This window comes from Sphingomonas sp. LY54, from assembly GCF_035594035.1.
Lineage (GTDB): Bacteria > Pseudomonadota > Alphaproteobacteria > Sphingomonadales > Sphingomonadaceae > Allosphingosinicella.
This window is the reverse complement of record NZ_CP141588.1, coordinates 498033-509551: the sequence shown is the minus strand read 5'-3', so window position 1 is coordinate 509551 and position 11519 is coordinate 498033. Positions and strand designations below refer to the sequence as shown.

Annotated in this window: 9 protein-coding genes and 1 tRNA gene; 3 read left to right on the top strand and 7 right to left on the bottom strand. The window is 67.5% G+C overall.

Annotated elements, in window-relative coordinates:
• Positions 1-42 precede the first annotated feature (42 nt).
• Positions 43-705, top strand: coding sequence for a DUF938 domain-containing protein (locus SH591_RS02565; RefSeq protein ID WP_324750389.1), 663 nt, complete (start codon positions 43-45; stop codon positions 703-705).
• 34 nt (positions 706-739) lie between these two features.
• On the opposite strand, the gene SH591_RS02560 is transcribed toward SH591_RS02565, so the two are convergent.
• Complete coding sequence (locus SH591_RS02560; protein WP_324750388.1) at positions 740-1396, bottom strand: phosphatase PAP2 family protein; 657 nt, start codon at positions 1394-1396, stop codon at positions 740-742.
• 197 nt (positions 1397-1593) lie between these two features.
• On the opposite strand from SH591_RS02560, the gene SH591_RS02555 reads away from it, so the two are divergent.
• Entirely contained in the window at positions 1594-3225 is a 1632-nt protein-coding gene (locus tag SH591_RS02555) for a tetratricopeptide repeat protein (protein WP_324750387.1), read from the top strand.
• Positions 3226-3869: 644 nt separating this feature from the next.
• Here the strand turns inward: SH591_RS02555 and SH591_RS02550 are convergent.
• The 6 genes from SH591_RS02550 to SH591_RS02525 all read right to left on the bottom strand — a co-directional run bounded on the left by SH591_RS02550 (position 3870) and on the right by SH591_RS02525 (position 9537).
• A tRNA-Lys gene (locus SH591_RS02550) sits at positions 3870-3945 on the bottom strand.
• Between the two features lie 99 nt (positions 3946-4044).
• On the bottom strand, positions 4045-5160 hold the full coding sequence (rodA, locus tag SH591_RS02545; protein WP_324750386.1) for a rod shape-determining protein RodA: 1116 nt from the start codon (positions 5158-5160) through the stop codon (positions 4045-4047).
• Positions 5157-7055, bottom strand: coding sequence for a penicillin-binding protein 2 (mrdA, locus tag SH591_RS02540; RefSeq protein ID WP_324750385.1), 1899 nt, complete (start codon positions 7053-7055; stop codon positions 5157-5159). The genes rodA and mrdA overlap by 4 nt, the downstream gene beginning before the upstream one ends.
• The gene (gene mreD, locus SH591_RS02535) at positions 7052-7567 is read right to left on the bottom strand and encodes a rod shape-determining protein MreD (protein ID WP_324750384.1); all 516 of its coding nucleotides are present in this window, start codon (positions 7565-7567) and stop codon (positions 7052-7054) included. The genes mrdA and mreD overlap by 4 nt, the downstream gene beginning before the upstream one ends.
• On the bottom strand, positions 7564-8481 hold the full coding sequence (mreC, locus tag SH591_RS02530; RefSeq protein WP_324750383.1) for a rod shape-determining protein MreC: 918 nt from the start codon (positions 8479-8481) through the stop codon (positions 7564-7566). Before mreC ends, mreD begins: the two co-directional genes overlap by 4 nt.
• A 15-nt stretch (positions 8482-8496) precedes the next feature.
• The gene (locus SH591_RS02525) at positions 8497-9537 is read right to left on the bottom strand and encodes a rod shape-determining protein (RefSeq protein ID WP_322830652.1); all 1041 of its coding nucleotides are present in this window, start codon (positions 9535-9537) and stop codon (positions 8497-8499) included.
• 173 nt (positions 9538-9710) lie between these two features.
• On the opposite strand from SH591_RS02525, the gene mutL reads away from it, so the two are divergent.
• Entirely contained in the window at positions 9711-11510 is a 1800-nt protein-coding gene (gene mutL / locus SH591_RS02520) for a DNA mismatch repair endonuclease MutL (RefSeq protein ID WP_324750382.1), read from the top strand.
• Positions 11511-11519 lie beyond the last annotated feature (9 nt).

Here is an 11519-nt window from a genome sequence, read left to right as displayed (position 1 = left end):
CTTCCCCACCCGCTTGCGGGAGGGGATTGAGGGGTGGGCTTTATGACAGAGTCACATGCCGACGGCGCCGGCCCACCCCCGGCCCCTCCCGCAGGCGGGAGGGGAGGCGATCCGCGCCGCATTGCGCCGCATGTCGCGCGCAACGCGGAGGCCATCATCGATGTCCTGCGCACCGTGCTTCCCGCCACGGGGACCGTCCTGGAGATTGCGAGCGGCAGCGGCGAGCATGCGCTCCATTTCGCGCGCGCCTTTCCGGGACTGACATTCCAGCCGAGCGATCCCGATCCGCAGGCGCTCGCCTCGATCGAGGCGTGGCGCGAGGCGGAAGGCGCTCCGAACCTGCTGCGCCCGGTGATGCTCGACGCGCAGGAGGCGTCCTGGCCGGTCGACCGCGCCGACGCGATCCTCTGCATCAACATGGTCCATATCAGCCCCTGGGCGGCGACCCGGGGCCTTCTGGCCGGCGCGGAGCGGCTGCTCGGCCCCGGCGCGCCGCTCTACCTCTACGGCGCCTATCGCCGCGACGGCGTCGCAACGGCAGAGAGCAACGAGGCGTTCGACCGCTCGCTCAGGGCACGCAACCCCGAATGGGGCGTCCGCCGGCTCGAGGACGTCTTCGCGGAGGCGGCGCAGCGCGGCCTCGCGCTCGAGCGCGTCGTCGAAATGCCGGCCAACAACCTGTCGGTGGTGTTCCGCCATAGCTGACGGCCGCCGCGCCGTGCGCGGCGCGGCTCAAACGTCAGTTCGGCTCGGCCTCGGGCCGGCTGCTCGCCATGCGGACGCACAGGGCCACCCAGAGCAAGCCGAACGCCCAGCCGCCGATCACGTCGCTCGGCCAGTGCACGCCGAGCGCGACCCGGCTCCACCCGACCTGGAGGGCGATGGCGAGGCCGATGCCGACCGCGACCGCGCGCATGCGCTGGCTGACCGGAAGCAGGGCCGCGATCGCGACATAAGTGATCATCGCATTGGCCGAATGACCGCTCGGGAAGCTCATCGAATGGACGGCCTCCAGGTGCGGGGAAACGCCCGGCCGCGGCCGATCGATCAGCACCTTCTGGAGTTCGACCAGCAGCCGGCCGCCGAAGACGATGATCAGCAGCAACGCGGCCCGCATCCGGCGCGTGAAGACGAGGAAGACCGCGGCGACGATCGCCAGCGGCACGAGCACCTTCCAGCTCCCCAGCAGGGTCAGAAAGGAGGCGTTGCGGGCGAAGACGCGGTTCGTCCCGGCATAGAGATCGCCATAGAGCCGCTCGTCGAACACCGAGCCGGCGCCGCCCCAGATCAGCATCGCCAGCCACACCAAAGCGGCGAGCGCCATCCCTGCGCCGCGCACGCCTCGATAGAATCCCCAGGCCGGCACGCGTGTGCCCGCTTTGCTTGGTGCCTTCACCCTGATCTCCCTGTCCCCCGGGCTTTCGGAAACGATTGTGTCAAAGCAAGGGCGCTTTGGGAAGTTCTCCCCGCAAGGGACGGGGGACATAGGGGAAAGAGCGGAAGGACCCGGGGCGGCCACCCCACCGGGCGGGGGTTCGCGCATCGCTCGTGGTTGCGGCCTCGCCATGGTAGAAGGCGCGTGGAGGTGCTGCCATGAACCTGCTTCTCGCCGTTTCGGCGCTCGCACTGGTCGCCGCCCAGGACAGTCACGACGGCCACGGTCCGCAACTCGGCAAGGTCGCCTTTGAAACGAGTTGCAAGGCCGAGGCCGATGCCCGTTTCCGGGACGGGCTCGGCTGGCTTCATTCGTTCGAATATGAGCAGGCCGCGCGGACCTTTGCCGAAGCGGCCGCGGCCGACCCGCAATGCGGCATCGCCCAATGGGGCGTGGCGATGAGCTATTATCACCCGCTGTGGGCGCCCCCGAGCGCGGCTGAGCTGGAGAAGGGCAGGCATGCCCTCGCGGCCGCGCGCGCAGCCGGAGCGAAGAGCGCGCGCGAGCAAGCCTATGTCGGTGCGCTGGAGACATTCTACCGCGATTCCGACCGGCTCGATCACAAGACGCGCGCGCTGGCTTACTCGAAAGCCATGGGGCAGCTTCACAAGCGCTACCCGCAGGATCGCGAGGCCGCGATCTTCCATGCGCTGTCGTTGATCGCCGCCGGCACGATGGACAAGGATCCGGACTTCGCCAGGGAGAAGGAGGCGGGTGCGATCCTCAACCAGGTGCTGGCGCTCGCGCCCGACCATCCGGGCGTGTCGCATTATTTGATCCACAGCTTCGACTATCCGCCGCTGGCCGCGCTCGCGCTTCCCGCCGCCCGGCGCTACGCCGGCATCGCGCCGGCTTCGCCGCACGCACAGCATATGCCGTCGCACATCTTCGTGCGGCTCGGCCTGTGGGACGAGGCGATCGAGTCCAACATCGCCTCCGAAGCCGCCTCCCGCGCTTTCGCCAAGGCGCAGGGCCTGCCCGATTCGTCCAGCGAGCGGCTGCACGCGATGGACTATCTGGCCTACGGCTATCTCCAGACCGGGCAGGACGGCCGCGCCGGGCGCGTGCTCGCCGATCTGAACGCGATCGGCCGCGCCGACCCGCCGATCTTCACGGTCGCTTATGCGGCGACCGCCATCCCCGCGCGCCTCGCGCTCGAGCGGCGACAGTGGAAGGAGGCGGCCTCGCTCGCGCTGCAGGACAATGTGCGCAAGCTTGCCCCGCTCGACAGCTTCACCTGGGGCGACGCGCATATCCACTTCGCGCGGGCCGTCGGCGCGGCGCGCAGCGGGAGCGCCGCCGATGCCCGGGATGAGGTGGCGAAGCTCAAGGCGATCGAGCAGGCGCTCACCATCCCGCCGGGCAGCTACGATTGGCGGACCCAGGTGGCAATCGAACGGCAGGTAGCCGAAGGCTGGCTCGCTCATGCCGAAGGCCGAAAGGAGGAAGCGGCGCGGCTGATGCGCGCGGCCGCCGACCTGGACGACGCCACCGAGAAGCATCCGGTCACGCCCGGCGCGATCCTGCCGGCGCGGGAGCAACTCGGCGAGCTATTGCTCGAGCTGGGCCGACCCAAGGAAGCGCTGGCGGAATATGAAGCCTCGCTCGCACACGCCCCGCGCCGGCTGGCCGGGCTTTACGGCGCCGCGCGGGCGGCCCGGCTGGCTGGCGACACGGCCATGGCCCGAACTTATTATGCCCAGATCGTCGAGCAGACGCCGCAGGCTGATGGCACGCGCGCCGAGGTGCGGGAGGCCAGAGAGCTCGCGGCCAGGCTGGCCAGGCGGTGACAGGGCGCGTGAGTGGACCGCAGGCTGAATGAGCTGCATTAGACTGGGGGGTTGCGATGAAAGCGGGGGGTTATCTGGTCGCCGGGGTGCTGATGGCCTGCATTAGCACTGCACATGCCCAGAGATCGGGCCATGAACCGCCTCGCTCCGAGCCTTTCCCGTCGGCCAAGGCTCACGTGGGGGGCGGCGAGACTCTGACGCTTCCGTTCCGGGATCTCGCCGATCGCTCCGCATGTTTGAGGCTGTTTCCGAACTTGGCGCGCGTCTGCACGGAGCGGCGTTTCAACCGGCTATATAGCTTGCAGACCGTAATCGCCGATCTCGATGAGGACGGCAGATCCGACGTAGTGGTCAGATATCGCTCCCTGTTCGATTGCGGTTCGCATGGCTGCGCCACGGAGGTTTATCGGAGCGCCGGATCCGGCCGGTACAGGAAGGCGGACTTCTATGTGGTGTCTACAGGAGACGTCTTACGATGTCGCCGGGGCACCGAGGCCGGCATCGCTTTCACCGGCAGCGCCAACCGACATTGTTTCGTCATAAGATAATCAGAGAGCGTCTCGCCCGGTCCTGTACCGCTACCGCTACCGGACCTGCTGCCGCTCGGTTTTTGCAGAGCGCGCGGGCTGCAATGATCGAAGGAATGGTGGACGCACTAGGGCTCGAACCTAGGACCCGCTGATTAAGAGTCAGCTGCTCTACCAACTGAGCTATGCGTCCATTGCCGGAAGGCAAAGCGCTCTGGGGAAGCGATGTTCCCCGGCGCGGGCTGGCCATTAGCAGGGCCTGCGCGCGATGCAAACCCTAATTTCGCGTCGGTCACAATCCGCGGCGGTCTCTGCGGTTATCACGGTCGATCGCCATCATGATGCCCAGGCAGATCAGCACCGTCATCATCGCCGACCCGCCGTAGGAAAAGAGCGGCAGCGGGATGCCGACGACCGGCGCCAGGCCCATCACCATCAACAGGTTGATCGCGAAATAGAAGAAGATCGTCATGGTGAGGCCGGACACGACCAGCCGCTCGAACCGGCCCTTGGTGTCGAGCGCGACCGCCATCCCCCAGCGGAACATCAAAGCGAAGCAGATCAGGAGGAACAGGCCGCCGATGAGGCCCCATTCTTCGACCATCGCCGGGAAGATGAAGTCGGTATGCTGCTCGGGAAGGTAGTGGAGGTGGCTCTGGGTGCCGTTCAGATAGCCCTTCCCGAACAGGCCACCCGAGCCGATCGCGATCTTGGACTGGGTGATATGGTAGCCGGCGCCCAAGGGATCGTCCTCGGGGTTGAGGAAGATCAGCACGCGCTTCTGCTGGTGCGGCATCATGAAGAGATTGTAGGCGATCGGGATCGCCGCGGCGACCGCCACTCCGGCGCCGATGAAGAGGCGCATCGGCAGGCCGGCCAGGAACATCACCGTCGCGACCGAGAAGAGCAGGAGCAGGCAGGTGCCGAGATCGGGCTGCAGGATGATGAGGGCAGCGGGAATCGCGGTCAGCGCGATCGGCGGCCAGATCGCGCTCCATTTGCGGATCTCGCTGGCCGGTAGGCTGGCGTAGAAGCTCGCCACCACCAGCACCATCACCGGCTTCATCAGCTCGGAGGGCTGAAGCCGGATCGGACCGAAATCGAGCCAGCTGCGCGCGCCGCCGCCGACGACGCCGATGACGAGCACCACGACCAGCAAGATGAGCAGGACGAAATAGGCCGGATAGGCGAGATCGCGGAACCGCTGCGGGCTGATATAGGATATGCCGACCGCGACCCCGAGCAAGGCGAAGAAGCGGATGAAATGGGTCAGGGCCCAGGGCCGGATCGATCCGCCCGCCGCCGAATAGAGGCAGAGGCCGCCGAACGTGCCGATGGCGATGATCAGGAAGATCAGCTTCCAGGGCAATTGCGCGATCGGCGCCGGGACTAGCGAATTGGTGGTCATGCGCCGGGCGCCTTGCCGTTCGCCGCCAGCCACTGGTTGGCGCGGCGCTGCATGCGCTGGGCGACGTTGCCGCCCCAGGCTTCCTCCATCGGCAGCAGCGCCTGCATCGCCTTCTCCTTGTCGAAGAGATAGGTGAGCACGTCCTTGGCGACCGGCGCGGCGGCGCGCGATCCGCCCATGCCGTGCTCGATCACCACCGAGCAGGCGTAGCGCGGATTGTCGGTCGGGGCGAAGCAGACGAACAGGCCGTGGTCGCGATATTTCCAGTCGCCGCTCTGGCCGCGCTGGCCGCCCGTGATCCGGCGCACCTGGGCGGTGCCGGTTTTGCCGCCCATCGCGATGTCGGGGAAGGGAAGGCGGCTGCGGCCGGCGGTGCCGTCGCCGTTGACGACCTCCCACATCGCCTTGCGCACGGTTTCGAAATGTTCGGGCGGCGCGTCGATCGGGGCCGCCGCCTTGCCGGTGCCGATGAGGCGCGGATTGACGTCGCGCCCCGACGCGAGGCGGGCGGCCATCACCGCAAGCTGGAGCGGGTTCACGATCAGATAGCCCTGGCCGATCGACGCGTTGAGCGTGTCGGACGCGGTCCATTTCTGCTTGTATTTGCGCTGCTTCCACTCGCTGTCGGGGACGGTGCCGTAGCTTTGCGAGACCACTGGGAGGTCATATTTGACGCCGAGACCAAGCTTGCGCGCCATCACCGCGATCGTGTCGTAGCCGACCCGGTTGCCCATGGCGTAGAAATAGGAATTGCAGCTTTTGGCGATGGCGCGGTGCATGTTGACGCTGCCGTGGCGGCCGAGGCAACGGAAGAAGCGATTGCCGAGCCGCCAGCCGCCGCCGCAGAAGATGGTGTCGCTGGGATCGACGCCCGCGCCCTGCAGCGCCATCGCCACCATCGGCTTGATCGTCGAGCCCGGCGGGTAGAGCGCGTTCAGCGTCTTGTTGAGCAAGGGACGGCGCTCGTCCTCCGACAGCATCTTCCATTCGCTGGTGCTGATGCCGTCCGAAAAGGCGTTGGGATCGTAGGCCGGCATCGACGCCATGGCGAGAATGTCGCCCGTATGGCAGTCGAGCACGGTGCAGGAGCCCGATTCCTCGCCCATGCGGCGGGCGGCAAAGGCCTGGAGACCGGCGTCGATCGTGAGGGGCAGGGTGCCGCCGCTGGTGTCGCGGACCGAGGCAAGCTCGCGCACCAGCTTGCCGCGCGCGGTGACCTCGAGCCGCTTGGCGCCGGGTTTGCCGCGGAGCCTCTGCTCCATGACCTTCTCAAGCCCTTCCTTGCCGATCTTGAAGCCGGGCGTGATCAGGAGCGGGTTCTTCTCCTTCTGATATTCTTCCTTATTGGCGGCGCCGACATAGCCGACCAGATGGCCGACCGCGGCCCCCTCCGGATAGAAGCGGCTGAAGCCGCGCAGCGGCGCCACGCCCGGCATTTCGGGCAGGCGCAGCGTCACCGCCGCATATTTGTCGAACGGCAAATTCTCCGCGACCGCGACCGGCTGGTAGCCGGCCGCCAGCTTCAGCTCCTTATGGATGCGCTCGACCTCTTCGGGCGGGAGCGCGAGCAATTGGGCGAGCTGCGGGATGATCCGCTCGGGCTCTTTCAACTGGTCCGGGATGAGGTCGACGCGATAGTCGCTGCGGTTGATCGCGATCGGCTGGCCGTGGCGGTCGACGATCCAGCCGCGCCGCGGCGGCACAAGCACGAGCTGGAAGCGATTCTCCTCGGACAGCAGCTCGTAGCGTTCGTTCTCGGCGATCGAGATGTAGGAGAGCCGTCCGGCGAGCAAGACGGCGATGCCGGCCTGGAATCCGCCGAGCACCATGGCGCGCCGGGTGAAGGTGTAGCTTTGCGAATTTTCGGTGATGAGCGGGATGCCGCGCTTTCTCATCGCGACAGCCGCCATCGGTCGAGCGCCAGCACCAGCCGCGCGACCACCGGGAAGGCCAGGACCGACGCGATGAGCTGCGGGACCATGATCGTGAATTCGGCCGTGCTTCCCATCATCCGGCCGATCCACCAGCCGGCGAAGACGTAGCCGATGATCGCGAGCGAGGCGAAGAACCAGTCCATCCAGTAGTCGCGAAAGAGCAGGCGGCTGTCGAGAATATCGAAGGCGAGGAAGATGATCGTCCACAAAGCCATCGACTGGCCGAGCGGATGGCCGGCGACGAGATCGTTGAACAGGCCGAGCGGCAGCGCGGTGGTCGCCGACCACAATTCGGGCCGCAGCAGGCGCCAGGCGATCAGGACGAGAAAGGCGAAGTCGGGCACGATCGGCGAGCTGACGACGATCGGCAGCAGCACCAGCGTACAGGCGAAGATGGTGGAGACGATCGGCACATATTTGCGCCGCATCGTCTTGCGGTCATAGTCCCGCTGGGTGAGGGCGATGCGGCTCATGGCGCCGCGGCAGGGACCGGAGCGGGGGCAGGAGCAGGCACTGCCGCTTGCGGCTCGATCGGCTCGCTGGCTTCGGGCACGTAGATCTGCTGGACGATCGCGAAGTCGATCCGCGAGGGATCGGCGAGCGGACGCGCCACGGTGTCGTCGTGATCAACCTTGACCACGATCGCGACCGGAATTCCGGGCGCGTAGATGCCGCCGGTGCCCGAGGTCACGACGATGTCGCCGCGCTTGAACGGATTCTGTCCGACCTCGAGCGGCTTCAATTCGATCGTCCCGTCGCCGCGCCCGGTCGCCATCGCCGGCGTGCCGTCGCGCACGAGCTGGACCGGCACGTTGCTGGCGCCGTCGGTGACGAGCAGGACGCGGGAGGCGTAGCGGCCAGTTTCGACGATGCGGCCGATAATGCCCTCGGGCGCGCGCACCGGCTGGCCGATGCGGACCCCTGCGGACGACCCCGCCGAAAGGGTGGCGAGGCTGCGGCTGGTGTCGAAAGTCGAGCTGACGATGCGGCCGGTGGTGACGTCGTCGGTCACGTCGTGGGCAAGCTTCAGCAGGCGCTTCAGCCGCTTATTCTCGAACTCGATCGCGCGCGCCTCGACCAGCCGCTGGCGGCTTCCCTCCAGCTCTTTCTTGAGACCGTCATTCTGTGACGCTGCGACGAAATAGTTGGAGATGGAATCGCCCATGCCGGTGAAGAAGGTGACGACGCTGCGCCCGCCGGAACTGATCGGCGTCGTCACGTCGAGGGCGGCGCCCCGGAGCGCGCTGAAGCCGCGCGGGTCCACCGCCGCGACGACCAGCAGGAGCACTGCGAGCATCACGCCCCCGACGGCGACGACATAGCCGACAAACAGTCCGTATTGCGCCCTGCGGGAAAAGCCGGGGCGCCGTGTTTTTGGCGGCGCCATGTTTTGAATCCCGCCTTAGGCTGTCTGCAGCACGCCGCGGAAGATCTCTTCCTCGAGCGCCCGTCCGGTGCCGAGTGCGACGCAGGTCAGCGGGTCGTCGGCAACGGTGACGGGCAGGCCGGTCTCGTCGCGCAGCACTTCGTCGAGGCCCTGCAGCAGAGCGCCGCCGCCGGTCATCACGATGCCCTGGTCGACGATGTCGGCGGCCAGTTCCGGCGCCGTATTCTCGAGCGCGATGCGGACGCCTTCGACGATCGTGCCGACCGGCTCCGACAGAGCCTCGGCGATCTGGCGCTGGTTGATCGTGATTTCCTTGGGCACGCCGTTGACGAGGTCGCGACCCTTGATGTGGACGGTGAGGCCGTCGCCGTCGGCCGGCGGCTTGGCGATGCCGACTTGCTGCTTGATGCGCTCGGCCGTGGCTTCGCCGATCAGGAGGTTGTGGTTGCGGCGGACATAGGAGGAGATCGCCTCGTCCATCTTGTCGCCGCCGACGCGCACCGAAGTGGTGTAGGCGAGGCCGCGCAGCGAGAGCACGGCGACTTCGGTGGTGCCGCCGCCGATATCGACGACCATCGATCCGATCGGCTCGGTCACCGGCATGTCGGCGCCGATCGCGGCCGCCATCGGCTCCTCGATCAGCCAGACCTGCGAGGCGCCGGCGTTGGAGGCGGCGTCGCGGATCGCGCGGCGCTCGACCGAGGTCGAACCCGAGGGAACGCAGATCACGATCTCGGGCCAGCGCGGGAAGCGGCGCTTGCCGTGGACCTTCTGGATGAAATGCTTGATCATCTGCTCGGCGACGTCGATGTCGGCGATAACTCCGTCGCGCAGCGGCCTGATCGCCTCGATCTGGTCCGGGGTCTTGCCCATCATCAGCTTGGCGTCGTCGCCGACCGCCTTGACGCGCTTGACGCCGTTCAGCGTCTCGATCGCGACGACCGACGGCTCGTTGAGCACGACGCCGCGGCCACGGACATAGACGACCGTGTTGGCGGTGCCGAGGTCAATCGCCATGTCATGGGACGGAAACTTCAGAAAACGCATAAAGGACATCGTCGCAGGTCTCGCTTCCTAGTATCGCGGCGCGCCCAGCCGATGCCTCGGCCTCCGCCCGTGTATAGCTCTATAGGGTGCCCCCGGCGGCTGCGTCCACAAAATCACTTGACCCTGAAAAATTTAGTTAAGGACGGTCGCGGGAGGCCGGCAATTGGTTTAGGCCCTGATTCATGTCAATACGGCGATTGCCCGAACATCTGGTTAACCGCATCGCCGCCGGTGAAGTGGTGGAAAGACCGGCCAGTGCGTTGAAAGAGCTGGTTGAAAACGCGATCGACGCGGGCGCGACGCGGGTCGCGGTGACGCTGTCGGGCGGGGGAATCGGCCGCATCGAAGTGGCCGACGACGGCTGCGGCATGAGCCCTGCCGAAATGGCGCTGGCGCTCGAGCGGCACGCCACCTCCAAGCTGCCCGACGACGCCATCGAAAATGTCGCCACTCTGGGCTTTCGCGGCGAGGCTTTGCCCTCGATCGCCAGCGTCGCCCGGCTGACGGTGGAGAGCCGCGCGCGCGGCGCCGACGGTTGGAGCCGCGCCGTCGACAATGGCATTGTCGTGCGCGAGGGGCCGGCCGCTTTGCCGCCGGGCACGCGGATCACGATCGAGGATCTGTTTGCTCGTGTGCCGGCGCGCCGCAAATTCCTGCGCTCCGAACGGTCCGAATATGCCGCCTGCCTCGACGTCGTGAAACGGCTGGCCATGGCCCGGCCCGATATCGGCTTCAGCGTCGAGCATGACGGCCGCCGCAGCCTCGCGGTTCAGCCGGGCGAGGACCGACCCGCCCGCGTCGCCGGCCTCACCGACCGCGGCCTCGCCGACAACAGCGTCGGGGTCGATTACGAGCGCGGCGGGGCGCGGCTGGGCGGAGTCGCCGGCCTGCCGACCTTCAACCGCGGCGTCGCCGACCATCAATATCTGTTCGTGAACGGCCGGCCGGTGAAAGACCGGCTGCTGATCGGCGCGGTCCGCGCCGCCTATCAGGACATGCTCGCGCGCGACCGCCATCCGATCGTCGCCCTGTTCATCGATCTGCCGGGCGCCGAGGTCGACATCAACGTCCATCCCGCCAAGACCGAGGTGCGCTTCCGCGACCCCGGCAATATCCGCGGGCTGATCGTCGGCGGCCTGCGACACGCGCTCGATGCGGCGGGGCACCGCAGCGCCCAGCATCCCTCGGCCGCGGCGCTCGGCAATTGGGTGGGGTCAGCGGATCAACCCCGTCATGCCCGCGAAAGCGGGAATCCCGGTTTTGCATCCTATTGGCCGGGTGCCGAAAGCGGGACCCCGGCTTTCGCGGGGGCGGCGCAGGGGGCGGTGTGGGATCGCCACGCCGATTACCTCCCGCAAGCCCGTGCCGAGGCCGCGGTTCAGCCGCCGCCGGCCTCTGTCCAATACCCGCTCGGCGTCGCCCGGGGCCAGGTGGCGGCGACCTATATCGTCGCCGAGGCCGAGGACGGGCTCGTCATCGTCGACCAGCATGCCGCCCACGAGCGGCTCGTGCTCGAGCGGATGCGCAAGGCGATGGCCAATGGCGGCGTCGCCCGCCAGGCCTTGCTCCTGCCCGAAGTGGTCGAGCTCGACGAGGTTGCCTGCGACCGGCTCGAGGCGCGCGCGGAGGAACTGGCCGAGATGGGATTGGAGCTCGAGCGGTTCGGCGCCAAGGCGGTGCTGGTCCGCGCGACGCCGGCCTTGCTCGGGCAGGGCGACATTCGCGGCTTGGTCACCGACCTCGCCGACGAGATCGGCGCCTATGACGAGGCTTTGAGCCTGAAGGAGAAATTGGACCATGTCGCGGCGACCATGGCCTGCCACGGCTCGGTCCGCGCCGGCCGCCTGCTCTCGGTCGCCGAGATGAACGCCCTGCTGCGCGAGATGGAGGTGACGCCGCATAGCGGCCAGTGCAACCACGGCCGCCCGACCTGGGTGAAAATGTCCCATGGCGATATCGAGAAACTGTTCGGCCGGAAATAACTGGCCGCG

What these genes read in the sequence shown, in the direction of transcription:
- mrdA (WP_324750385.1), bottom strand. Translation starts at nt 7,055, where the DNA reads ATGAGAAAGCGCGGCATCCCGCTCATCACCGAAAATTCGCAAAGCTAC.
- rodA (WP_324750386.1), bottom strand. Translation starts at nt 5,160, where the DNA reads ATGACCACCAATTCGCTAGTCCCGGCGCCGATCGCGCAATTGCCCTGG.
- SH591_RS02555 (WP_324750387.1), top strand. Translation starts at nt 1,594, where the DNA reads ATGAACCTGCTTCTCGCCGTTTCGGCGCTCGCACTGGTCGCCGCCCAG.
- mutL (WP_324750382.1), top strand. Translation starts at nt 9,711, where the DNA reads ATGTCAATACGGCGATTGCCCGAACATCTGGTTAACCGCATCGCCGCC.
- mreD (WP_324750384.1), bottom strand. Translation starts at nt 7,567, where the DNA reads ATGAGCCGCATCGCCCTCACCCAGCGGGACTATGACCGCAAGACGATG.
- SH591_RS02565 (WP_324750389.1), top strand. Translation starts at nt 43, where the DNA reads ATGACAGAGTCACATGCCGACGGCGCCGGCCCACCCCCGGCCCCTCCC.
- mreC (WP_324750383.1), bottom strand. Translation starts at nt 8,481, where the DNA reads ATGGCGCCGCCAAAAACACGGCGCCCCGGCTTTTCCCGCAGGGCGCAA.
- SH591_RS02525 (WP_322830652.1), bottom strand. Translation starts at nt 9,537, where the DNA reads ATGTCCTTTATGCGTTTTCTGAAGTTTCCGTCCCATGACATGGCGATT.